At 51.7% G+C, this 23,566-nt stretch carries 23 protein-coding genes and 2 tRNA genes; 18 read left to right on the forward strand and 7 right to left on the reverse strand.

Annotation, left to right across the window (positions count from 1 at the left end; genetic code table 11):
- Nucleotides 1-3: 3 nt before the first annotated feature.
- Nucleotides 4-633, forward strand: coding sequence for an SGNH/GDSL hydrolase family protein (locus tag SPIRS_RS04685; RefSeq protein WP_013253525.1), 630 nt, complete (start codon nt 4-6; stop codon nt 631-633).
- A 182-nt stretch (nt 634-815) separates the two neighbouring features.
- On the opposite strand, the gene SPIRS_RS04690 is transcribed toward SPIRS_RS04685, so the two are convergent.
- Nucleotides 816-1,040, reverse strand: a complete 225-nt coding sequence (locus SPIRS_RS04690) for a DUF3783 domain-containing protein (protein ID WP_013253526.1) — start codon at nt 1,038-1,040, stop codon at nt 816-818.
- A gap of 113 nt (nt 1,041-1,153) precedes the next feature.
- On the opposite strand from SPIRS_RS04690, the gene clpB reads away from it, so the two are divergent.
- Complete coding sequence (clpB, locus tag SPIRS_RS04695) at nt 1,154-3,748, forward strand: ATP-dependent chaperone ClpB (protein ID WP_013253527.1); 2,595 nt, start codon at nt 1,154-1,156, stop codon at nt 3,746-3,748.
- Here clpB and SPIRS_RS04700 read toward each other — a convergent pair.
- On the reverse strand, nt 3,745-4,770 hold the full coding sequence (locus SPIRS_RS04700) for a DUF3187 family protein (RefSeq protein WP_013253528.1): 1,026 nt from the start codon (nt 4,768-4,770) through the stop codon (nt 3,745-3,747). The two genes, clpB and SPIRS_RS04700, sit on opposite strands and share 4 nt — an antisense overlap.
- Complete coding sequence (locus SPIRS_RS04705; protein WP_013253529.1) at nt 4,767-5,402, reverse strand: nucleotidyltransferase family protein; 636 nt, start codon at nt 5,400-5,402, stop codon at nt 4,767-4,769. The genes SPIRS_RS04700 and SPIRS_RS04705 overlap by 4 nt, the downstream gene beginning before the upstream one ends.
- A 76-nt stretch (nt 5,403-5,478) precedes the next feature.
- Between SPIRS_RS04705 and SPIRS_RS04710 the strand changes: the two genes are divergently transcribed.
- From SPIRS_RS04710 to SPIRS_RS04730, 5 genes are all read left to right on the forward strand, one after another.
- The gene (locus SPIRS_RS04710) at nt 5,479-5,856 is read left to right on the forward strand and encodes a hypothetical protein (RefSeq protein WP_013253530.1); all 378 of its coding nucleotides are present in this window, start codon (nt 5,479-5,481) and stop codon (nt 5,854-5,856) included.
- 189 nt (nt 5,857-6,045) lie between these two features.
- Complete coding sequence (locus SPIRS_RS04715; protein WP_013253531.1) at nt 6,046-7,326, forward strand: ABC transporter substrate-binding protein; 1,281 nt, start codon at nt 6,046-6,048, stop codon at nt 7,324-7,326.
- Nucleotides 7,327-7,371: 45 nt separating this feature from the next.
- Nucleotides 7,372-8,259 (forward strand): carbohydrate ABC transporter permease, encoded by an 888-nt coding sequence (locus SPIRS_RS04720; protein ID WP_013253532.1) that lies wholly within the window; start codon nt 7,372-7,374, stop codon nt 8,257-8,259.
- A 9-nt stretch (nt 8,260-8,268) separates the two neighbouring features.
- Nucleotides 8,269-9,120, forward strand: coding sequence for a carbohydrate ABC transporter permease (locus SPIRS_RS04725; protein ID WP_013253533.1), 852 nt, complete (start codon nt 8,269-8,271; stop codon nt 9,118-9,120).
- A 54-nt stretch (nt 9,121-9,174) separates the two neighbouring features.
- Complete coding sequence (locus tag SPIRS_RS04730) at nt 9,175-10,335, forward strand: vWA domain-containing protein (protein WP_049784587.1); 1,161 nt, start codon at nt 9,175-9,177, stop codon at nt 10,333-10,335.
- Here the strand turns inward: SPIRS_RS04730 and SPIRS_RS04735 are convergent.
- Nucleotides 10,319-10,762, reverse strand: a complete 444-nt coding sequence (locus tag SPIRS_RS04735; RefSeq protein ID WP_013253535.1) for an outer membrane protein assembly factor BamD — start codon at nt 10,760-10,762, stop codon at nt 10,319-10,321. The two genes, SPIRS_RS04730 and SPIRS_RS04735, sit on opposite strands and share 17 nt — an antisense overlap.
- Nucleotides 10,763-10,784: 22 nt before the next feature.
- Nucleotides 10,785-11,078, reverse strand: coding sequence for a hypothetical protein (locus SPIRS_RS04740; protein WP_013253536.1), 294 nt, complete (start codon nt 11,076-11,078; stop codon nt 10,785-10,787).
- A gap of 139 nt (nt 11,079-11,217) precedes the next feature.
- On the opposite strand from SPIRS_RS04740, the gene SPIRS_RS04745 reads away from it, so the two are divergent.
- Complete coding sequence (locus SPIRS_RS04745) at nt 11,218-11,934, forward strand: DUF554 domain-containing protein (protein WP_245537699.1); 717 nt, start codon at nt 11,218-11,220, stop codon at nt 11,932-11,934.
- Nucleotides 11,935-11,957: 23 nt separating this feature from the next.
- Here the strand turns inward: SPIRS_RS04745 and SPIRS_RS04750 are convergent, their stop codons facing one another.
- Nucleotides 11,958-14,528 carry a glycogen/starch/alpha-glucan phosphorylase gene (locus SPIRS_RS04750; protein WP_013253538.1) on the reverse strand — a complete coding sequence of 857 codons (2,571 nt, stop codon included), beginning with the start codon at nt 14,526-14,528 and terminating at the stop codon, nt 11,958-11,960.
- A gap of 26 nt (nt 14,529-14,554) precedes the next feature.
- On the reverse strand, nt 14,555-16,102 hold the full coding sequence (gene nifA / locus SPIRS_RS04755) for a nif-specific transcriptional activator NifA (protein ID WP_013253539.1): 1,548 nt from the start codon (nt 16,100-16,102) through the stop codon (nt 14,555-14,557).
- A gap of 320 nt (nt 16,103-16,422) precedes the next feature.
- Between nifA and SPIRS_RS04760 the strand changes: the two genes are divergently transcribed.
- From SPIRS_RS04760 to rpoB, 10 genes are all read left to right on the forward strand, one after another.
- Nucleotides 16,423-16,495: transfer RNA gene (locus SPIRS_RS04760), tRNA-Thr, on the forward strand.
- Between the two features lie 98 nt (nt 16,496-16,593).
- Nucleotides 16,594-16,770 (forward strand): 50S ribosomal protein L33, encoded by a 177-nt coding sequence (gene rpmG, locus SPIRS_RS22335; RefSeq protein WP_013253540.1) that lies wholly within the window; start codon nt 16,594-16,596, stop codon nt 16,768-16,770.
- Nucleotides 16,771-16,779: 9 nt separating this feature from the next.
- Nucleotides 16,780-16,853: transfer RNA gene (locus SPIRS_RS04770), tRNA-Trp, on the forward strand.
- 31 nt (nt 16,854-16,884) lie between these two features.
- Complete coding sequence (gene secE, locus SPIRS_RS04775) at nt 16,885-17,064, forward strand: preprotein translocase subunit SecE (RefSeq protein ID WP_013253541.1); 180 nt, start codon at nt 16,885-16,887, stop codon at nt 17,062-17,064.
- 79 nt (nt 17,065-17,143) lie between these two features.
- Nucleotides 17,144-17,698 (forward strand): transcription termination/antitermination protein NusG, encoded by a 555-nt coding sequence (nusG, locus tag SPIRS_RS04780; protein ID WP_013253542.1) that lies wholly within the window; start codon nt 17,144-17,146, stop codon nt 17,696-17,698.
- A gap of 79 nt (nt 17,699-17,777) precedes the next feature.
- Nucleotides 17,778-18,209 (forward strand): 50S ribosomal protein L11, encoded by a 432-nt coding sequence (gene rplK / locus SPIRS_RS04785; RefSeq protein WP_013253543.1) that lies wholly within the window; start codon nt 17,778-17,780, stop codon nt 18,207-18,209.
- Nucleotides 18,209-18,892 carry a 50S ribosomal protein L1 gene (gene rplA, locus SPIRS_RS04790; RefSeq protein ID WP_013253544.1) on the forward strand — a complete coding sequence of 228 codons (684 nt, stop codon included), beginning with the start codon at nt 18,209-18,211 and terminating at the stop codon, nt 18,890-18,892. Before rplK ends, rplA begins: the two co-directional genes overlap by 1 nt.
- Nucleotide 18,893: 1 nt before the next feature.
- A complete protein-coding gene (gene rplJ / locus SPIRS_RS04795) occupies nt 18,894-19,430 on the forward strand; it encodes a 50S ribosomal protein L10 (RefSeq protein WP_013253545.1) in 537 nt (178 codons plus the stop codon).
- A gap of 112 nt (nt 19,431-19,542) precedes the next feature.
- The gene (gene rplL / locus SPIRS_RS04800) at nt 19,543-19,932 is read left to right on the forward strand and encodes a 50S ribosomal protein L7/L12 (protein WP_013253546.1); all 390 of its coding nucleotides are present in this window, start codon (nt 19,543-19,545) and stop codon (nt 19,930-19,932) included.
- 130 nt (nt 19,933-20,062) lie between these two features.
- Nucleotides 20,063-23,563: a DNA-directed RNA polymerase subunit beta gene (rpoB, locus tag SPIRS_RS04805; protein ID WP_013253547.1), complete on the forward strand. Its 3,501-nt coding sequence runs from the start codon at nt 20,063-20,065 to the stop codon at nt 23,561-23,563.
- The last annotated feature ends 3 nt before the right edge of the window (nt 23,564-23,566 follow it).

Here is a 23,566-nt window from a genome sequence, read left to right on the forward strand (position 1 = left end):
ACTATGAAGACAGCATTATGTTACGGAGATTCCAATACCTGGGGACACAGGCCTGAAGATGGAAGTCGCTATCATCGTGACCAGCGCTGGCCTGGGGTCCTGCAAGATAAGCTGGGGTCTGAGTGGTCTGTTATTGAGGAGGGGCTTTGCGGACGAACCACGCTTTTCGATGATCCCCTTATGGAAGAGCGAAACGGAAAGCGCTATTTGATTCCCTGCCTTGAAACTCACGCTCCCCTCGACCTTGTCGTCCTTATGCTTGGAACAAATGATCTGAAGATGCAGTTCAATCTGCCTGCCGAGGCCGTAGCGCAGGGGTGTGAGATCCTCGGAAACATGATCCTTTCCAGCGGCTGCGGAATTGCCGGAGGTGCACCTAAGCTGCTTTTGCTCGCGCCGCCACCGATCATTGAGACGGGTTGCTTTGCCGCCTCATATGCGGGAGGCGCGGCAAAATCCCTGTATTTTGCAAATCTTTTCAGAGATGTTGCAGAACGTCTGGCCTGTTCCTTTTTTGATGTGGCGACCGTTGCATCTTCAAGCCTTGTGGATGGTATCCACCTCGACCTGGATGGCCATAAGGCCCTTGGAAAGGCGCTTGCCGAAACTATTAGCCGCTTAGTCCTCAATTGATGGATGAATTTCCCTTAAGTTTGCCTACTGTTCCGAATCCTGGTGGCTGAGGGAAGACAATTACTTTCCCCCCAGCCAATTGAAGGAAAAACTATGAGAAAAAGCATATACCGGCAAAAACGAAACTATTCTACTGGCAAGACGGCGTGTGCACCACCAGGATTCTGGACACTAAGAAAAATTTATTTTGCCGATGGTGGGTTTTCCTTCATGTATTCGTGTTCTTCCCTGACCTCACGAATGAGCTGACCGACCTGCCACTGGACATTCGTCGGAGTTGTTACCGAAAACGCCACTCCCTGGGGATCTTCTATGACCGATTTTACGGCCCTCATGATGGCTACCGCTTCCTGGTTGTCGAAACCGTGAAGCAGCACCATTCGGTCGTCTTTTTTCTCTTCTTCCATGATCATCCTTTCAATTTGACCGCCGACAAAAGCGTAAGTATTTTATAAGCGTAAAGAAAAAGCGGCGTGCAATCAACCGAAAAGATATAGACATATAAAATAGAGGTGCATCTATGCGATACGAAAACATGACGGTAAAGGTACAAGAGGCGTTTCAGGAGGCCGACTCCATCGCCCGGGACTACAATCATTCAACTATTGAACCGGAACACTTTTTACTGGCCCTGCTGCGGCAGAAGGATGGTGTCGTGCCGCCTCTTCTCGACAGGCTTGGGGCCGATAGAGGAGCCATAGAAGCCGATGTGCAGGAGGCTCTCGAATCAAAGCCCAGGGCCTACGGGAGTGCTTCCCAGATTACCCTTTCTGCGGAGATGGGGAATATCCTCCACAAGGCGGAGCAGGAATCAAAGGGGCTGAAAGACCAATATGTAAGTGCTGAACACATCCTCCTGGCGATGCTATCCGTGGGAGGGAACGCTGCCGACTTGCTTGGGCGACAGGGGGTTACCCGGGACAGAACCTTCGAGGCTCTTCGTGCCGTCCGCGGAAATCAGCGTGTGACCGACCAGAATCCCGAGGAGCGGTATCAGGTCCTTGATAAGTATTGTAAGGACCTCACGGCCCTTGCCAGGAGAGAGAAGCTTGATCCAGTCATCGGAAGGGACGAAGAGATTCGTCGGGTAATGCAGGTTTTAAGTCGGCGGACAAAGAACAACCCCGTGCTGATCGGTGAACCGGGGGTCGGAAAAACCGCTATTGCCGAGGGCCTTGCCCGAAGGATCGTTTCCGGTGATGTCCCCGATTCTCTTAAAAACAAACGTCTGCTTGCCCTCGACCTTGGAGCTCTTATTGCCGGGGCTAAGTTCAGAGGAGAGTTTGAAGAGCGTCTTAAGGCCGTTATTCATGAGATAGGAGAGTCCGACGGTCAGATTATTCTCTTCATCGATGAGCTTCACACCCTTGTCGGCGCGGGAGCTGCCGAAGGTTCCACCGATGCGAGTAACCTTCTCAAGCCTGCCCTTGCCCGGGGAGAATTGCGGGCAATTGGTGCCACGACCCTGGATGAGTACCGAAAGCATATCGAGAAAGACCCTGCGTTGGAACGCCGTTTTCAGCCGGTAATGACCAGCGAGCCTTCGGTGGAAAGCACCATCGCCATTCTCAGGGGACTTCAGGAGCGCTACGAGGTGCATCACGGGGTCAGGATCAAGGATGAGGCGCTGATCGCTGCGGCCACCCTTTCGGACCGCTACATCACCAGCCGTTTCCTGCCCGATAAGGCGATAGACCTTGTCGACGAGGCTGCCAGCAGGCTCAAGATGGAGATCGAGAGTCAGCCCATCGAACTCGACAAGATCGAGCGGAAGATTCTGCAGCTCAATATCGAGCGACAGGCCCTGGTTCGGGAGGATGATGAGGCAAGTAAGGAGCGGTTGGAAAAGCTTGACCGCGAGCTGGCCGATTTAAAGAGCGGTAGAGACGCCATGCGGCTTCAGTGGAACAATGAAAAAAAGGTGATCGATGGTATTCGAGAGCTGAAAAGTCGTCTCGAACAGTACAAAAGCGATGAGGTCCGTTTCGAACGGGACGGGAATCTTACCGGTGCCGCAGAGATAAAACACGGTAAGATACCGGAAATCAAGCATCAGATCGAGGAAAAAAGCGCCGAGCTTGCAAAAATGCAGGGCCAAAGCGCACTGCTCCGTGAAGAGGTTACCGAAGAAGATATTGCCGAGGTTGTCTCAACCTGGACCGGTATTCCCGTCAGTAAGATGCTTGCAAGCGAGATGGCAAAGTATCTCCAGCTGGAATCGACCCTGGAAAAGCGGGTGGTCGGCCAGAAGGAGGCTATCCGTGCCGTCAGTGATGCCATCAGGCGGAACAAGACCGGTCTCTCCGATGAGGCAAGGCCTCTTGGTTCCTTTATCTTCATCGGCCCGACGGGGGTTGGAAAGACCGAACTTGCCAGGACTCTTGCCGATTTTCTCTTTGACGACGAGCGCGCCCTTACCAGAATCGACATGAGTGAATATATGGAAAAGCATGCGGTCAGTCGTCTTATCGGAGCGCCTCCTGGCTATGTCGGCTACGACCAGGGGGGGCAACTTACCGAGGCGGTGAGAAGACGCCCCTACTCGGTGGTCTTGTTCGACGAAATCGAAAAGGCCCATCCCGATGTTTTCAACATCATGCTTCAGCTTCTGGATGATGGAAGGCTGACCGACGGCCAGGGGCGTCTGGTTGATTTTCGCAACGCCATCATCATCATGACCAGTAATATCGGAAGCGACCTTATTCTTCAGGCTGCAGACGGCGACGAGATCAATGAAAAGGTACATCAGCTGATGCGTGCCACCTTTAAGCCCGAATTCCTCAACCGGGTCGATGAGATCATCACCTTCCACCGCTTAGGCAAGGAGGAGATTCTCTCTATTGTCGATATTCAGCTCGAGCGGCTCGAGCGGCGGCTTGCTTCGCAGCATATCTCGCTTGTGCTGAAGCCTAAGGCGAAGGAGCTTCTTGCCTCCCTTGGCTATGATCCCGCATTTGGTGCCCGCCCGGTAAAGCGGACCATCCAGAATCTGCTTCAGAACCAGCTGGCAAAGATGATGCTTGCAGGGGAGATCCAGGACGGCGGCGGAGTCGAGGTTTCGGCCTCGGGGGGAAACCTCACCTTTAAACCCTTTGCACCGGCACCGAAGGTCTAACGGCCTCCGGTACGGTGGCTCCAGGAGATGTGAAAACCGATATCGGTTGCGGCAAAGGTAAAGAACTCCTCGGCAAAACCAAAGTCCAGTGTGTCGCGGGGGCTTGTCCGAAGGCAGCCCCCGAGCAAAAATACGGCCGAGAACGTATCCGTGCGCTCATATCCGAGATGAAAGGGGCTTGTTGTTCCTGAAACCGAACACTTTGCACTGACCTCCTCGCCGAAGCATCTTCCGATGGTGAAATCGAAGAGGAATTGCAGCGCGTCGAGATCTTCGGAATCCAGGAACCTCGGGGCACTTGTTCCCGCCAATGAGCCTGAGGCCTGAAGAAAGTAGGGCCCTGTTTCAATGGCGAGGTAGCTTCGTATCCCCGCCTTGAGGCTTTCTTTTTTCGATGCCGCAAGGGGGTGGCCGGGGACGAAGAGGGGAAGGGCGCTCCAAAGTCCAAGGCTCATTGTTGCAAAAAACCTTCCAACCCTCTTATCACGAAAAAGCAGCAGTCTCGGTTCCAAAGTCATGTAAAGCGATCCCAGATGATCATCCGTTTCCAGGATGGTCTGATGATCCTGATATATGATGAAGCTCGTCTCGTTGGGATCCCTCAATTCTCGCCCGCCGTTTGGAAAACCGAAAAGGTTGTGGAACCCGTTGATGATGGGATCGAGGACTCCCCCGTATTGGCCTGAGGCTTGAAGCCCGACAATGAAATCGCTGCGATTATTCAGACCGATCCTGGCCGAGAGATCGGCTGCCACCCCTTCCGAGTCAAGCTCGAGGTCGATGGTGGTGTCGTCGTCCTGCAGTCCCTCTACGATATAATTGTTTCCGTAGCTTATCGCCGCCTTGAAAATAAGCTCTCCCTCGCCGGCAGTCTGCGCCGGATTGCAGAGGGGTTGAGCCCCTGCGGTATAGAGGGGGTGGAGGTTAAAAAGCACAGGAGGAGCTATCATGTCCTGGGGAAGGGCGGAGGCGATACACGGGATGAGCAGGAGCATGAAAAGTATAACCGGAGCACGATTCATTGTTCCCGTGTACCCTTTTCCTGTTCGACAGCCATACGGTAGGCCTCCGGTGTGTCAACGTCCTGCACCTGTCCTCTGTTTGATACGGGAAGCTCCAAAAGCGTATGCTGAGCCAGGACCCTTTTCATTGCAGAGTCATCGGGTTCACCCATAATCGTTTCTCCTACCGTGTAGCTGCAGAGAACGGGGTGGGCAGGCAATCCCTGAAAAAGCGGCCGAATCACCTCTGCTCTGCCGCTTTCCCTGCAGAGGTATTGATATCCCGCAGTCGTGACTGCGGGCATATCCGCAAGGGCGATGAAAAAGGGCGTCCCGGGCTCTCTTCCCTCGATTTTTCGCATCTTTGCGACCCCTCGCCGTATGCTTGAAAACATCCCCTTTGGGTACTCGTCATTCCTGACCGTTGTAACGACGGCATGGTCGAAGGAGAGGCCTTCTATATAGCTTTCGAGTTCCTCTGCCCGGAAGCCCGTGACAACGATAATAGTACGGCAACAGGCGGCCGCCGCCCGCAGTGAGGCTTCGATAATGGTACCGTCGCCGTAGGGAAGCATCAATTTCCATGTGCCGCCCATGCGGCTGCTGGTTCCTGCAGCCGCCATGATACAATAATAGGGTGTTTGCTCTTTCATGCTCACCTACTGTACCCGGATTTTGAAATTCTTGCCAGCAAGCTTTATCACGGTTATCCTTAAGAGGGAGGTGTTTATGGACAAAGATACATTCAAACAAGAAGCCAAAACGCTGCTTTCGGAGGCAGAGGCAGTGATCGATCTCGATGATTCCCACCAGCTTGATCAGACGGCGGCTACCTTGGAAGGCTATCACTATGCTCCGACGCTGCTCTGGCCCATCAACGGCTTCGTCCGCATGAATAAGGAGAAGCTCTTGCGGGTGATGAAAGAGGCTTTTGAGTCTGATGATGATGCTCTGATAAGCTACGGCTTCGATACTTCCGCCGATCTTGACGAAAAGCGGCTGCTCCAGATGCGCTCCCTCCTGCACCATTATCGCTTTCTTCTTCGCCTTCGTAAGGGAGAAGCAGAGGCTTGGGATCAGTTCAGCGAACTGTACGAGGACGATTAAGTAGCCTAAGGAAGCCATGAGGTGTGTTAGAAAGGTGCTAAAAAGAGCCGATTCCCCCCTTTTGTACCACCTCTTTGGCCGAATATGATAGAATAAAGGGCATGTCTTCGATTTTCTTTCCACCCTTGATACCAATTGTTCTTATGACGTGAAAAGTGTGTGAAAAAGCAGATATGAGGAGTAAAACAGATGAAATATCCGATACAGACCACCGGACGGGCGCTATGCTTTGCAGCTGGCCTTGTCCTCGTTTCTCTTTTTTCCGGTTGCGGCCGACAAGGGGCAGGTGAGGGCGAGATTGTTCTCAAATGGCCGACCATTTGGGTAGGGAAAGATTCGAAGGCTCCGATGGTTGAGAAGCTCGTTGCCGAATTCAACGAGGAACACGCCGGCAGTATCAAGGTCGAAATTGAGCCGAATCCCGATTACGACGGATATCGGAATAAGCTTAATACGGCCATAGCCAGCGGACAGGTACCGGATATTTTCGTTTTTAATCCGGATCCGACAACCTTCCAATATTACGAGGGAGACCTTTTGATGGATTTTTCCGAAGATCTTAAGGGCCCTTGGGGGGAGACCTTTGTTTCAGGTACCATCGACGCGGCCACTAAAAACGGGATGGTGAAGTCGATCCCGTACGAACAGGCCATCACCCCGATTTGGTACAATCAGGCGCTCTTCGATAAGGCCGGCATCGACTCCTTTCCGAAAACCTTTGATGAGTTCTGGGTTGCCTGCGATACGTTGAAGGCCGCGGGTATTGTCCCTACGAGCCAGATGACGGGAGGAACCAACGCCTGGACAAGCATGTTGTGGTACAGCCACATCGTGGCCGGACTTGGTGGTCCTGATGTCTGGAAGAAGCCTTTTTCCGATCCTGTCTTTGAGAAGGCGGCGGCTATCCTTCTGCACATGTACCAGGACGGAAATACAACCAGAGATGCGGTCGGCGGAGATGCAGCCGTTTCCGGGGGGCACTATCTGGCGGGAGACACCGCGATCTTCATCAACGGACCGTGGTATATCGGCAGGGTAAAAAGCGATGCTCCGGAGGTATATGCCCATACCAAGGTGACTGCGGCGCCTCAGGCTCCGGGTGGCAGTGCAGGGGCCCAGATCGGTTTTCTCCTTTCCAATCTGGCTGCGGCAAAAACAGATGATCCTACCCGTCGTGCTGCCGTCGTTAGCTTTATGAAGTGGATGACCGCTCCTGAGAACATAAAACGGATTTCCATGGATTCGGGGAGCCTCTTTTGTGTGAAATTTCAGGTCGGTGATGAGGCTGTGGACCCACTCCAGAAGCAGTTTATGGAAGCGGCCTCCAACGCCACCTTCATCACCTCTCACTTTCAGGGCAATGTTACAACCGATGTGGCCGCCGAATTTGGCCAGGCCCTGGGAAAGATGGCCCTCGGGGAGGCCACTCCGAAGGAATTTGTGGATCAGATTATCGAAGCGGCCGAATAGTCGAATAAGCGTACGACGAACGGTTTCGTTCCAACGGGACAATATATGAGTGCATCAAGAACGAATTGGAAGGGAATCATGCTCTTTCTTCTGCCGGTGGTGCTACTATATTGCGCCTTCTTTCTCTATCCCCTCGTATTTGTTTTTGTCACAGGTTGTACCTCCTGGAACGGCATCAAGGCGATGTCGTTCACGGGGCTTAGCAATTACATCAAGCTTTTCGGAAACGGGACCTTCCGCCTCTCCCTTCGTAATAATTTCATCTGGGCCTTTGCTCTTGCCTTTATACAGGTTCCTCTGGCCACAATAACGGCGATGATTCTGGCGAGAAAGCCCAGGGGGTGGCGTTTCCTGCGGACCGTCTACTTCCTTCCCAATGTCATCAGCCAGGTTGCAATCGCCATGATGTGGATGGCTCTCTATAATGCCGAATACGGCATTCTCAACCATTTTTTGTCGGCGGTCGGTCTTGCATCATGGACCCATAACTGGTTGGGGGAGATAGGGACCGCCCTTCCTGCCGTCATAGCTCAGCAGGTGCTCTATATCGGTTATTTCATGATCATCATCCTTGCCGGTATCCTTTCTATTCCCGACTCATTGTACGAGGCCGCGGAAATGGATGGGGCCGGGGTTCTGCGACAGGAGTTGTATGTCACCCTGCCCATGATCCGGGGGCTCCTTGTCACCTCCATGACTTTGGCCGTTGCCTACGGCCTTAGGCATTTTGAGGCAACCTACCTGATGACCAACGGCGGACCTGCAAATTCCACCAGCGTATTGGGGCTGTTGCTTTACAAAAAGATGGGAGCCCTTGACTATGGTCAGGCCAATGCCATCGGGTCGGTTCTCGTTCTGACGGGGGTCCTTCTTATCATTTTCATCCGTAGAATATTCGGGCGTGTGGAAGCTGCCAGCGAGACGGTGCAGTAGGTGAGGAGTATGGGAAGGAACGGTACACCATCATTAATAGCGCATCGTGCGGCAGGTCTTGTAAAATGGCTTTTTCTGCTCTTTTTTCTCATCGTCACCCTCTTTCCCCTGATCTGGTTGGTGATTTCCAGTTTCAAAACCAATCTTGAGTTTCAGACCAAGCCCTTTTCCCTCCCTGAGCTGTGGCAGTTTGCAAACTATATTAATGCAGTCTCCATAAGTGACCTCCACCTGTTGTTTTTACACACCATTATTGTCTCCTGTGCTTCGACGGCCCTCAATATCCTTGCATCGTCCATGGCTGCCTTTGTCATAAGCCGAGAGCCCTTTCGGGGACACGAAACCCTCTTTAATATTGTGGTTGCCGGAATCTTAGTCCCCGTTATCGCACTCATGGTTCCTTATTTCCGTCTTATCAGCAGCCTGGGCCTTTACGATACGCTTTTCGGCTTGATCATAACCTATGCCGCCGTCAGCATCCCCGTATCGGTTTTTCTGATTCACGGATTTATGCGAAGCATCCCCCGAGAGTTGGAGGAGGCGGCGGTTATCGACGGTTGTTCCCTGGCTCAACGCTTTACCCGGGTGATTTTCCCTCTCAGTAGGCTCGGATTGGTAACGGCCGGGACCTTTGTCTTTCTTTTCAGCTGGAACGAATTTATCTATGCACTGCTGCTGACCAGTTCGGTAAAGGCGAGGACCCTCCAACTGGGAATACGATTCTTTAAGAGCCAGTTTATTACCGATTACACCAGCATGTATGCGGCCATTGTCCTGAGCATTATTCCGACCATCTTCGTCTATATCCTGTTTCACGACAAAATCATCAAGGGGATGACAAGCGGGGCCGTGAAAGGGTGAGCTATCGCCAAAGCCCCACTTATCAGCGGGGTCTTTGCTGCCGATACTTTCTATATGAAGGCTCCAGCTTATTATATCGCTGCTGTTTCGTTCTCGCTGGCATGTATGCTCGCATTGCCGTTATATGCCCAGGAGAGCGCTCTGACCCTAACGCCCGACGATCTTGTGATCGAACAAAGCCTGGAGGGCGGCTATTACCTCTATATCCGCGCCAAGAAGGGTATAGGGTCGGTACTCCTTACCGAATCCACCGCTCATCCCGACAGGCGGGTCGACAGCTATGCGTTTCAGAATCCGAACTATCATCCGGCGAATGGAAATGAGATGAGGATGCTCGATGGCAAGATCCTTGATCCTGCGGAAACCAGCCGTTATTTCCTTGTCGATTCTACTCCGGAGCCCCATCCCCAGCTTGGATCGGCTTTCCGGATTTTTATCCCCTATGTGGTGCAGTTCGGTTATGAATGGTCGCGTAACGGCAGGATTCAGATCCTGGACGGAAGCTGGTTTAACATACGAACCTTTTCCCTTCCCTATGCCGATTATGAAGGCTCCTTCGTCGACAATCCCTTTGTCGTACGGGTCATTCAGCATCCCCTTCCTCCTCCCGAACCGGTCGAACCGGAGGAAGAGCCTGATCGAAGCCGATATATGAAAGAGACCCTTGAAGCCTACGAAGAGATCAGCGAAAAAGGGGAGGGAGAGATCATCTACGGAAAGGGTGAGAGCGACCTCATCGGCGATATAAAGAAGCTCATCGACAAGGCCGAGGGCGACAGCCTTGATCTGGTTCTCTGTCTCGATACCACAAAGAGTATGGAAAACGATATCCCCCACCTGAAAACCTCACTGATTCCGATGCTGAAAGAGGTGAGTGGACACTTTGCCCGTTTTCGTTTCGGCCTTGTTCTCTACAGGGATTACTACGAGGAATATCTGACCAAGACCTTCCCCTTTCAGGACGATTTTTCGTCGCTCCAGCGGGTACTGTCTGGAATTCGCGTTTTCGGAGGAAGGGATATTCCCGAAGCTGTGTATGAAGCGCTGTATGCCGGCATACACGAATACCCCTGGTCCGGCGATGCCAAAATGATCATTCTCGTCGGGGATGCTCCCCCCCATCCTATGCCGAGGGGGAGGGTGACAAAGGAGCTGGTCTACACCGACGCGGAGGCGGCGGGGATCGAATTAAACGTAATTATTCTGCCTCAGTAGCGGGCGGTGTTTGATTTCCCTGCTGTTGTTGCCTGATTTCTTCGCTTACCTTTGTGGCAAGGACCTTGGGCCACTGCGGGTAGACCGCCGCCTCTTCGCTCCGGTACTTTTCCAAAAGCGCATCAAATAGTCTCAGAGCTTCCTGGTCGTTACCCATTTTATGGATCAGGAAGGCTATTTCATATTCAGCTTCAACCCTTCTTGAGGTTTCATTCGGGTAACTATCCAGAAAGTAGTGGTAATATTCAATTGCCCTCTGAAATTTATCATTTGAGGCCGCTTCCTGGGCCTGTTGAAATATTTGCGCCGGTGTGAGATCGGAGAGAACCGGTTCGGGTTCTGAGGCGCAGGATGCAAGTATAGAGAATGATAGAATCGACACGACAATGGCTGCCGTGAGATAAGAAAACAGGTTTCTGCATTTCATGTTGATGGTTAACCTCGATTGTCTAGTATTCCGAAGGAGAGTAAATTTCATCCTTAATCGGGAGGTTCTTTTTTAACTCCTTTATGAAATCACGACTTTCTCCCATCTCTTCATAATGGGGACAGTCCGAAGCATCCCTTCGCGAAACGGTGAAATACTTGTGAAGCTTTTCCTCGCCCAGTTTCTTTCTCCATTGCCCGGCTTCGCATCGGATACGGAGTTGGTAGCTGCGTCCGTCTCCGGCAGGTACACGAACCGTCTTGCAGTGAATACAATTGGCACAATACCGTTTTTCGTCATCTTCGCAGCCGCTCATATTTCCCCCTTTTTGTTTAGCGGTATAGTACAATGATCGAAATAGCACCGTCAAGAGTTGAGATTTTTCCTCTCTCCGCAGCTACTTTTCCAAATATTCAAAAATCGATACAATACCGCACATTATGATAGCTACTATTGTGAATTGTATCACAGTTTTCTTCGGTTCACTGATAGGGATCACCGTTCACGCTAAAATTCGGGATGATATTCGGGATGTTGTCTATATCGGCGCCGGATGTATAAGCCTCGTAATCGGACTTCAGATGGCGTTTGAGTCCGCCCGGGTTCTTTACCTGGTTTTCAGCCTTTTCCTCGGTGGTATTCTCGGGACGATCTGGAACATCGAGGGCTGGATCATGCGTTTCGGAACGTTTCTTGAATCCCTGGTAAAACGTGGAAGGCAAGAGACGGCGGAAAACAAGAACTTCGCTCTTGGCTTTCTTAACGCCTCTGTTCTTTTCTGTGTCGGTGCGATGACCATCGTGGGAGCGATGAAGGCTGGGGCCGAGGGGGATTACGACCTCATTCTTATGAAATCGATCATGGACGGTTTTATGGCTATCATGTTCTCTGCGGCCCTTGGGATAGGCGTGATGTTTTCCATTATCACCATTCTTGTCTACCAGGGAGGCTTAACCCTTCTCGCCGGCTGGATCGGGCCGATGATTGGGCAACTCGGCCTGAGTGAGATCTCCGGTGTCGGAGGTGTTCTCGTTATGATGATCGGTATTAATCTCCTTGGGCTCAGGGAGATAAAAACGGCAAATTTCCTTCCCTCCTTGCTGATCGTCCTTGCCTTTACCGGCGCGGAGCCCTATTGGCTCCCCGCCGCAAAGTCCTTCTTCGGTTTCTAAGGCTTCCACCGGTGCCCCGTCGGCTATCCGTGGCGCCGCTCTTTTTTCGTTCGTCGTTCCTGAATGGCTCGGGCGTCTTCGATAATCTCCCGTGCCGATCCGTCTTCACCCACCGGTCTTGGCCCGATATCCCACACGTCCGATGCGTATTGGGCGATTGCTCTGTCACTTGAAAATTTCCCTGCCGAAGCGATATTGAGGACTGCCTTTTTGCACCACGCCTCGGGTTCGTTCCTGTAGAGCTGTTCGGCCCGGCGCTGGGCGTCGGCATAGCTGCGCAGATCGGCAAGGTGGAGGTATCGGTCTCTTCCTCCAAGCAGCATATCTCGAATGGGGTCGAAAATGCCGGGCTCGGCAAAATTGAAATGGCCTGAAAAGAGCAGTTCTACCGCCCTTCTGATCTCTTCGTCTTCCGTTATATACGGTGACGGGTCGTAGTGAGGGATCAAGGCCTCTGCCTCATCGGCTTTTAAGCCGAAAAGGAAAAGATTTTCGGCTCCCGCCTCCTCCGCAATTTCGATGTTTGCTCCATCGAGGGTTCCCATGGTAAGGGCACCGTTACACATAAACTTCATATTCCCCGTGCCCGAGGCTTCTGTTCCCGCCGTGGATATCTGTTCGGAGACATCTGTAGCAGGAATGATCTTCTCGGCCAGGCTTACACGGTAGTTGGGAACAAAGTGAAGGGCGAGCTTTCCCTTCATCGCCGTATCGCTATTGACGACCTGGGCGATGTTATTGATAAGTTTGATAATGAGCTTTGCCATGGCATAACCCGGAGCCGCCTTGCCGGCGATAAGAAAACTCCTCGGCTGAAAATCATCCTTCTTTCCGTCCCTGATCCTGTTGTAGAGCATGACGATGTGAAGGGCATTGAGAAGCTGCCGCTTATATTCGTGGATCCGCTTAACCTGTACATCGAAAAGGGTGGCGATTTCCAGCCGTATCCCCTGCTCCCGCTGCAGTTGAAGTGCCAGGGCCTCTTTTGCCTGTTTCTTAACCTTTCGGAACTCATCGAGAAAGCCGGGATCGTCGGCAAAGGGCTTCAGCTCGGTAAGCCTGGAAAAATCGGTAATCCATCCTTCTCCGATGGCTCCGGTGATAAGTTCTGCCAGCGGTGGATTTGCCTGAAGAAGCCAGCGCCGCTGGGTTATGCCGTTTGTCTTGTTGTTGAACCGCTGAGGAAAAATTTGTGCCATCTCCGGTACCAGCCTGCTTTTCAGCAGTTCTGTGTGGAGGGCCGCAACTCCGTTCGTCGAGTGGGTTCCGACGATGCTGAGATTCGCCATTCTGATTTGCTTCGGATCACTCTCTTCAACCAGGCTTACCTTTGCGATCTTTGCCATATCACCGGGGAAAACGGTAATCGCTTTCTGAAGAAAGCGGTGGTTGATTTCGTAGATGATCTGAAGGTGTCGCGGTAAAAGCGATTCGAGCATGGGAACCGGCCACTTTTCCAGCGCTTCGGGCATCAGGGTGTGATTGGTGTAGCCGGTGGAACGGACCGTCACATCCCATGCTTCGTCCCACGCAAGGTGTTCTTCATCCATGAGGATACGCATACACTCAGGGATGGTGAGGGATGGATGGGTGTCGTTCAGCTGAATCGCCGCATTCTCGTGGAAACGATCCCAACTTTTTCCCGTTGCGCGGAAGCGCCTGAAGATATCCCGAAGGGAAGATGAAACGAAGAAGTATTGCTGGCGCAGCCGAAGTTCTTTTCCGAGATAAAGCTTGTCGTTGGGGTAGAGCACCTTGGTGAGGTTTTCTGCCATCACCTTTGCGCTGACCGCCTCTACATAATCACCGGCATTGAAGTCGTCGAAATCGAACTCCTCCGCAGCCCTGGCACTCCAGAGCCTGAGGGTGTTGACCGTATCGCCGCCATAGCCGACGATGGGCATGTCATAGGCGATGCCGACCACCGGCTGGGTATCCACCCAGCGGTAGATGCGTATCCCCTTTTCTCTGGCAGATTCGACCCTGCCGCCGAAATGGACCGGAAAGCTGATATCCGGCCGTTCGATTTCCCATGGATTGCCCCAGCGGAGCCAGTCGTCGGGCTGTTCCACCTGCATACCGTTCTCTATTTTTTGTCGGAAGATGCCGTAATCGTACCTGAGACCGTACCCTACAGCGGGGATTTTCATGGTGGCTAAAGAATCCATGAAGCAGGCGGCAAGACGCCCGAGCCCTCCGTTGCCGAGCCCCGCGTCCACTTCCTGATCGGCGAGCTCTTCATAGCGATATCCCAGTTCCTCCATTGCCTCACGTACTTCCGGTTCGATACCGAGGTTTATGACGTTGTTGGTCATCGCCCTGCCGATCAAAAATTCGAGAGAGAGATAGTAGACGCGCTTTACATCGCTTTGGCGATGGAGCTGTCGTGTCTTGATCCAGCGATGGAGAATCCTGTCCCTAATGGCATAGGCGAGGGCCATGAATCGATCGTGGTCGGTGGCACTGTATCGATCGTCGCCGAGGGTGTATCTAAGGTGTTCGGCAAAACCCCAGATAATCGATTCTACATCGAAGCCGTTGCGGCTCGCTCCCTCGTCCTTTCGATTTTCGTCGCTTTTCTTTTTTTCCGTCATAGCTGCCTCCTGTGCGGATTCTAAAGCTATCTTGGTTTGAAACGACTTGTATCTATTTCATATTTGTGAATACGCAATCCCATGATCCGTTCGGTAATGCCGAGGTTTCGTGCAGCCTGGGCGGCATTGCCCTGGGATGATTTCAAGGCCTCCTGAAGAAGCTCTTTTTCGAACTTCTCCACTTCATCCTGAAGTGTCCCCTTAAAGCGGGTATCGCTCGACTCCGCAGACTGAAGGGTCGGGGGAAGGTGGTGGCCGTGGATGACCCCGTCGGTGGAAAGGAGGACCGCACGTTCTATCACATTTTCCAGTTCACGAACGTTTCCCGGCCAGTGGTAGATCGAAAGGAGCTCGATGGCGGGGGTAGATATTCGTTTGATCCGCTTCCCCTGTTTGTGGCCGTACTTTTCCGCAAAAAAATCCGCAAGCTGGAGGATGTCGCTTTTTCGTTTTCTAAGGGGTGGAACATGGATGGGGAAGACGGCAAGCCGGTAGTAGAGGTCCTCACGAAAACGGTTTTCGGCGATAAACTCTTCGAGATTACGGTTTGTAGCGGCGACGATTCTGACGTCGACCTTGACCGTCTGGACACCTCCGACCCGTTCGAACTCCCGCTCCTGCAGGACCCGCAGCAGCTTTACCTGGGTTGCCGGTGAAAGGTCTCCGATTTCATCGAGAAAGATGGTTCCGCCGTCTGCCAGTTCAAAACGACCCTTTCTGCTTTGGTGTGCTCCGGTGAAGGCCCCCTTTTCGTGGCCAAAGAGTTCACTCTCGATGACCCCTTCGGGAAGGGCCGCGCAGTTTACCTTGATGAAAGGACCCTTTTGCCTCGGACTTGCATAGTGAATGGCATGGGCGATCAGCTCTTTTCCCGTACCGCTTTCTCCCCGTATGAGAACCGTTGTATCGCTTGGAGCAACCTGGCTGATGAGGGCATACACCTCTTTCATCGCTGCGCTGCTTCCTATGATGTTTCTGGGCCGGTAACGCTCTTCCAACTCTTTTTTGAGGCGATTGTTCTCCTCTTCCAGGCGCTGCTTTTCTTCCTCGATCTGTCTTCTCAACCTGACGGCCTGGGCTATCATGGATGCGATGATGGTCAGTATCCGAAAGTCCTCATCGGAAGACATTTCATCGCCGCCGACGCGCATGGCGCTGATGGTTCCCATGATGTCCCTGTTGTGGGTGACCGGAACCGAGATAAAGGAAACCTTTCCTCCGGGAATGGAGGTTCCCGTCTTGTTGAGGAAACGCTTATCCTTTTTTATATCGGGGATCACAATGGCCTCGCCAGAGGCGACAACTTGCCCGGTGATTCCCTCGCCCGGTTTATAGACCCCCTTCTTCTGGGCCTCCCGGCTGAGTTCCGTTGCCGATTCGATGGTGATCAGACCGGTATGGCGGTTCATCAAGGTAACCATACCGTTCCGAAGCTGAACATGCTCGCGCAAAAGTTCCAGTACCGGTTGGATGGCGTCCTCTATTTCGAGACTTCGATCCAAAGTCTGGCTGACTTCGAACAAAAGTTCCAGTTCTGCTATTTTTCGCCTGTAATGTTCTGAACTCTCTTCCATAGGTGATTGTATCGTAGACGGTCGACAGACGCTCTGTAAGCAGTACGCCGATATCTCTCCTGCCCCCGCGTTTTATGTAGATTTCTAAGCAAGGCGGCATGTTATGCACATCTATTGATTGAAACAGTGCCTTCCGCTTATAAGATGTTAGTATAATGAACTTATAAAAACTATGGAAGCTCTCCTGCTGAGGGGCTTCCGGAATACCTGCGGTAAGAGTCGGAGGATATAGATGGCGCTTGAAAGTTTTAGGGCACCTTTTCCCTCCTCCTCTTGACAAAATCATCGTGCTTCTGATAGCTTAACTGCGCGTCAAGCAAGCCCTTGTAGCTCAGTCGGTAGAGCACCACCATGGTAAGGTGGGGGTCATCGGTTCAAGTCCGATCGAGGGCTCTTTTTTTATCCCTTCGTATGCGTTGACACAGTTGTTCGGTTCAGAGTATTCTCATGAGAACCGTTTATCCCTGCGGGGAAGTAAGGAGTTTACGGGTATGGCAAGCAAGAAGAAAGGTGCAGTGGAGAAGATTGCGCTGAAATGCGAAGAGTGCGGTCGCAGGAACTATACTACCCAGAAAAACCGAAGGAATACCCAGGGAAAGCTTGAGTTCCGGAAGTATTGTAAGTTCGACCGCAAGCACACACTGCATAAGGAAACGAAGATCAAATAGGACCCACACAGGCCAGTAGCTCCAACGGCTAGAGCGCCGGTCTCCAAAACCGGATGTTGTAGGTTCGAATCCTACCTGGCCTGTCTTTTTTTAATTGTTGCGAGGAGCGTAAGGATGAAAAAGATCCTTCAATTTTTCAAGAATAGTTACGCAGAGTTGCGGCGGGTCGTTTGGCCTAGTCGGGAAGAGGTTATCTCTTCGACAAAGGTTGTGATCGTGTCGACAGTTCTTTTTGCTCTGGTCCTTGGGATTGTTGATTTTCTGCTTCTCAAGGGTATCGATCTTATTTTTTAAGAGCGGGCATCGGCGCGACAGAAGCCCAGCGCAGGAAACTTTTCTGCGGGTGGGCTTTCTGTGTTGAAAGAGGATTTGTATGGCGAAAGGGTGGTATGTTCTTCATACCTATTCAGGGTATGAGAACAAGATCGAACGGTTTCTCCGAAAGATGATGGGGGACGGTGATTTCGGAGATGCGCTTACCGATGTCAAGGTCCCTTCCGAAGAAGTAGTTGAAGTGAAGGATGGGAAGAAAAAGGTTACAAACCGAAAATTTCTTCCCGGCTACATACTGCTTGAGATGGATCTGCCCGATCGCGGGTGGAAGGCCGTTTGTTCACAGATCAAGAAAATTCAAGGTGTTACCGGATTCGTGGGAGCGCCGGTGGGTGCGAAGCCGCAGCCAATCTCTTCCGATGAGGCAAAGGCGATTCTTCAAAAGAGTGGAGAGATTAAAGCCGATCGTACGGTTCGTCCCCGGCAGAGCTTTAGCGTCGGTGAAGTGGTTCGTATTGTTGACGGTCCCTTTGATACCTTTACCGGAAATATCGAAGAGGTTAACCTTGAAAAGGGCAAATTGCGGGTGATGGTCGGTATTTTCGGCCGCTCAACCCCTGTTGAAGTTGATTTTCTTCAGGTTGAAAAAATCTGAGGTGATATCTCCTCGTTGAGGAGGGTGATGGGAGTTCTCTTGAAAAAAGGGAACGTCAATACCACACAGGAGCATATGTATGGCAAAGAAAAAGGTAACCACAGTCATTAAGCTGCAGGTTCCTGCCGGCAAGGCTACACCGGCGCCTCCCGTGGGTCCCGCTTTGGGTCCTCATGGTGTAAGCGCCCCCCAGTTTTGCCAGCAGTTTAACGACCGGACCAAGGAATTCGAGGCCGGTCTTACCATTCCGGTGGAGATTTCCGTTTATCAGGATCGAAGCTTCACCTTTATTACCAAAACGCCGCCGGCGGCCGTCCTTATCAAAAAGGCATGCGGTATTACCAGCGGTTCTGCCGAACCTCATAAGGTGAAGGTCGCCAAGATCACCAGAGAGCAGCTGCAGCAGATAGCAGAGACGAAGATGCAGGATTTGAGTGCCAACGACATTGAAGCGGCAGTCAAAATCATTGCGGGAACGGCACGAAGTATGGGTGTAGAGGTGGCGAACTGATGAAGCGTGGAAAGAAGTATGTTCAGTCACGAGGACAGTTCGATCGTCAGCAGCTTTTTTCTCTTGAGGAAGGTGTTGCAACGGTGAAGAAACTTGCGTATGCAAAGTTCGACGAAACCGTTGAGTTGTCGATTAATCTTAATATCAAGAAGAGCCAGTCGGTGCGTGATACCGTGGTTCTTCCCCACCAGTTTACGGCCGAGAAAAAGGTACTTGTTTTTGCCAAAGGCGACAAAGCCCAGGAAGCGGAAGAAGCAGGCGCCACCTATGTCGGCGATACCGACCTTGTCGAAAAGATCAAGGGGGGCTGGCTCGATTTTGATGTTGCCGTTGCAACTCCCGATATGATGAAGGATGTTGGGCGGCTCGGACCTATTCTCGGACGTCGGGGCTTGATGCCTAACCCGAAAACTCAGACGGTTACCTTTGACATTAAGGGTGCTCTTGCCGAGTTGAAAAAGGGGCGTGTGGAATTCCGTTCCGACAAAACCGGAGTTATTCACCTTGCGGTCGGTAAGGTTTCCATGGAGCCTTCCAAGGTTACCGAGAATATCAACATCATTATGAATGAAGTCGAGAAGAAGCGTCCCAGTGATGTTAAGGGTGATTTTGTCAAGACGGTTACCGTTTCCTCTACCATGGGACCTGGTGTGAAGATCGATTTCCGCGAGGCGGGGGTGTAAGATGGCTGAATACCAGACAAAGATTCAGGACTACAAGGTCGAAGCGGTAGATTCTCTGAAGAGTGAGTTTGAAGGGGTACAGGATTATATCTTTACCAACTATCGGGGGCTTACCGTTGCTCAAATTACCGAGCTTCGGGATAAGCTGCGAAAAGAAAACGCTCTTTTTAAGGTTGTTAAGAACCGTTTTGCGAAGATTGCCCTTCGTGATATGGAGCAGCCTGCCGTTGATGAGCATCTGACCGGTCCTACCGCGGTTGCCCTTGCAAAGGGTGAGTCCGGTCCTGTGGCCAAGATCCTTTTTGAAATTGCCAAGGATCTTCCGCTTGAAGTGAAGGGCGGTATCATTAATGGGAATGTTTTTGATGCGGAGCAGGTCGAGGCCTTCAGTAAACTGCCGACGCGGCATGAACTGATTGCAATGTTGATGGGGACCATGAGGGCTCCGGTGCAGCATGTCGTATATGTTCTGAACGCAGTTCCCACAAAATTGGTCAGAACGCTTCAGGCGGTTGCCGACAAGAAGCAGGCCGGTTGAATGTAGAAACCTTTCGTCGTCGTTGACGGCGAGTTCATATTAATTGTTCGACGTTAGTCTTCGAAAGAAGCCATGCTATCGTCGGGCTTAAAAGATTGAAGGAGAAGATAATATGGCTGATGTGAAGAAAGAGGATATCCTCGAAGCAATTGCGAACATGAGTGTTCTTGAGGTGAGCGAGCTCATCACCATGATGGAAGAGAAGTTCGGTGTTACCGCTGCAGCACCCGTTGCTGTTGCCGCTGCCGGTGCTGCTCCTGCCGCCGCCGCTGCCGAAGAGGAAGAGAAAACCGAATTCGACGTTATACTTAAGAGTGTTGCCGACGGAAAGAAGATTCCCGTCATTAAGGAAGTTCGAGCAATTACCGGTCTTGGCCTGAAAGAGGCTAAGGATATCGTTGAAGCCGGTGATAAGGCGATTAAGGAAGGGGTTTCCAAGGAGGATGCTGCTTCCATGAAGGAGAAGCTTGAGGCTGCTGGCGCCGTTGTTGAGGTGAAATAAGTCTTTGGCGATCACGTCGTCTCGAATATTGATTTTGTTACCCATTTGCCACCGGAGAGACAGGTTTCTCCGGTGGCGATTTGTGTCTTTTGAATGAATAGGATACTATCCAACTGTCCAGGGGGGAAGAATGGTTGCTCAAGGCAAAGCCATTGAACGAACATATATCGGCCAAGAGTTCCAGGAAGTGATGGAGCTGCCGGACCTCGTTGATATTCAGCTCACTTCATACGACCGGTTCCTGCAGCGTTCTAAGCTCCTCGCCGGCCAGGATCTTGCGGAACAGGGACTTGAAGAAGTTTTTCAGACTGTTTTTCCTATCGAAAGTCCCAACGGGGACATGAGTCTTGAGTATACCCAGTATACCCTGGATGAGGAAAATATCAAATTTTCTCAGGAAGAATGTAAGCGAAAAGGCCTCACCTATGCGGTTCCTGTCAAGGCGAAGATCAATCTTGTCTTTCATGAAACCGGTGAGATTCGTCAGAAGGATATCTATGTCGGGGATATCCCTTTGATGACCGAACGAGGTACCTTCATTATTAATGGTGCCGAACGTGTTGTTGTTAGTCAGATTCACCGTTCTCCCGGTGTTATTTTTAGTCATGAAAAGGGAATCTTCTCCTCCAGGATAATCCCCTACAGGGGGTCGTGGCTTGAGTTTGAGATAGACCAGAAAAAAGAGCTGATATATGCCAAGATCGACCGGAAAAAACGGATTCTCGGAAGTCTGTTTCTTAGGGCGCTTGGCTTTGATACCCGTGAGAAGATGATCGATCTCTTTTACAAGAAGACCTTAGAGCATGTTTCCGAGGAACGGGAGAAGAAAGAGCAGCTGGTGAATAAGGTTCTCGCCAGGGCCGTCTTTGTCGAGCGGGATGGCGAGACTCGTAAACTCTACCGTGCCGGAGAGAAGCTCCACCCTCATGATGTGGATGAACTACTCCATTCCGAGGTTCGTGAGATCGAGGTTATCGACTTCTCTCATCCCGAATCCCTTCACAGTCAAATTATTCTCAACTGTTTTGAGCGTGAAGAGGTCAAGATTGTCAAGGATGATCCGAATGTCGATGAACCGACGAAAGAGGATGCCCTTATTGCGGTCTATTCGGTTTTGATGCCGGGGGAGCCTATTACCCTCGAAGCTGCGGAAAAAGACCTTCATTCGATGTTCTTCTCCAGCCGTCGTTACGACCTCGGCAGGGTTGGACGTTATAAACTTAATAAGAAATTCGATTATGAGAATCCTGATGATTCTCATGTGCTTAGCAAAATGGACATCGTCAACACCATGCTTTTCCTTATCAAGGTCTATATTGGTGAGGCGTATGTTGATGATATCGATCACCTTGGAAACCGCCGGATACGTTCGGTTGGTGAGCTTTTGGCAAATCAGCTAAAAACCGCTTTTGCCAGGATGGAGCGAATCGCCAAGGAGCGGATGAGTCTGAAGGAGACCGATACGGTTCGTCCCCAGGACCTTATCTCCATCAAGCCGGTTGTGGCGGCGATAAAGGAGTTCTTTGGTTCCAGCCAGCTTTCGCAGTTTATGGACCAGGTAAACCCCCTTGCTGAGCTTACCCATAAGCGGCGGCTCAACGCCCTTGGACCCGGTGGTCTTTCCCGGGATCGTGCGGGTTTCGAGGTCCGTGATGTTCACTATACCCATTACGGTCGTATGTGTCCCATCGAGACCCCTGAAGGTCCGAATATCGGGCTGATTGTTTCCCTGGCGAACTATACTAAGGTAAATTCATACGGCTTTCTTGAGGCCCCTTATCGAAAGGTTGTGGATGGTCATGCGACCCGGGATATCGAATACCTCTCCGCAATGGATGAAGAGAAGTATAATATTGCCCAGGCCAATGCAAAGATCGATAAAAACGGAACCTTTCTTGATGAGATGATTTCCATACGTAAGGGCGGCGATTATACCACAAAGCCGCCTTCCGATATCCAATATATGGATGTTTCGCCGAAGCAGGTTATTTCGGTGGCGACCAGCCTTATCCCGTTCCTTGAGCATGATGACGCCAACCGGGCCCTTATGGGATCGAACATGCAGCGCCAGGCCGTGCCTCTGGTCTTTCCCGAACCTCCGAGGGTCGGAACCGGAATGGAGGCGAAGACTGCCTACGACTCCGGTGTCTTGCTTAAGGCAAAACGTTCCGGTGTTGTGGAGCAGGTTACCAGTCTTGAGGTTGTGATCAAACCTGATAATCCTAAGGACGACCATGACCGGGATGTCTATCACATACAGAAGTTTCAGCGGACGAACCAGGATACCTGTTTTAATCAGAAGCCTGTTGTTTCGCTTGGCCAGAAAATCGATAAGGGTCAGGTCCTTGCCGACGGACCTGCCACCAGGGCGGGAGAACTTGCTCTGGGTCAAAATATGATAGTCGGTTTTGTTCCATGGAACGGTTATAACTATGAAGATGCCATCCTGATCAGCGAAAAAGTGGTAAAAGAGGACAGCTATACCTCGATCCATATCAAGGAATTTACCGTCGATGTTCGGGAAACGAAATTGGGTCCTGAAAAGCTGACTCGGGATATCCCCAATACCAACGAAAAGTCTCTGGAGCAGCTGGATGAAGAGGGGATTATCAGGATTGGCGCCAAGGTGAAGTCCGGCTATATCCTGGTCGGAAAGGTGACGCCGAAATCGGAGACCGAAACAACCCCTGAGTTTAAGCTGCTCAACTCGATCTTCGGTGAAAAGGCGAAAGAGGTTCGTGATACCAGCCTAAAGGTTCCTCATGGAATCGAGGGTACTGTTATCGATGTCCAGCGTCTGCGCCGTTCCGAGGGGGATGATCTTCCTCCCGGGGTGGAAGAAGTTGTTAAGGTGTTGATCGCCACCAAGCGAAAGTTACGGCAGGGCGATAAGATGGCCGGTCGTCACGGAAACAAGGGGGTCGTTGCACGGGTGCTTCCGGAAGAGGATATGCCCTACATGGCCGACGGTACTCCTCTGGATCTTTGCCTTAATCCGTTGGGTGTTCCAAGCCGAATGAACCTCGGCCAGATCCTGGAGACCGAACTTGGCTGGGCCGCTCTTGCTCTGGACAAGTGGTTTTCCACTCCGGTCTTTCAGTCTGCAAGCACCGATCAGATCGAACAGAAAATGAAAGAAGCAGGTCTTCCTGTTGGGGGGAAAACCGTTCTTCGTGACGGACGGACCGGTATCCCTTTTGAGAATTCCGTTTTTGTCGGGGTAATGTATATGCTCAAGCTGCACCACCTTGTGGATGACAAGATGCATGCACGTTCCACCGGGCCGTACTCGCTGGTTACCCAGCAGCCCCTTGGTGGAAAGGCCCAATTCGGTGGGCAGCGGCTTGGTGAAATGGAGGTGTGGGCTCTTGAGGCCTACGGTGCCGCCAATACCCTGCAGGAGCTGCTTACCATCAAGTCCGACGATATGAATGGACGAGCAAAGATATATGAGAGCATTGTAAAAGGTGAACCTTCGACCGCCGCCGGTGTGCCGGAATCTTTCAATGTTCTTGTGCAGGAGCTGCGTGGACTGGCCCTGGATATGTCGATCTACGACAGTAAGGGAAAGAGGATTCCGCTGACCGAGCGGGATGAAGAACTGATCAACCGACAGGGAACCCAGTTCTAAGAG

The sequence above is a fragment of the Sediminispirochaeta smaragdinae DSM 11293 genome (assembly GCF_000143985.1).
GTDB classification, from domain to species: domain Bacteria; phylum Spirochaetota; class Spirochaetia; order DSM-16054; family Sediminispirochaetaceae; genus Sediminispirochaeta; species Sediminispirochaeta smaragdinae.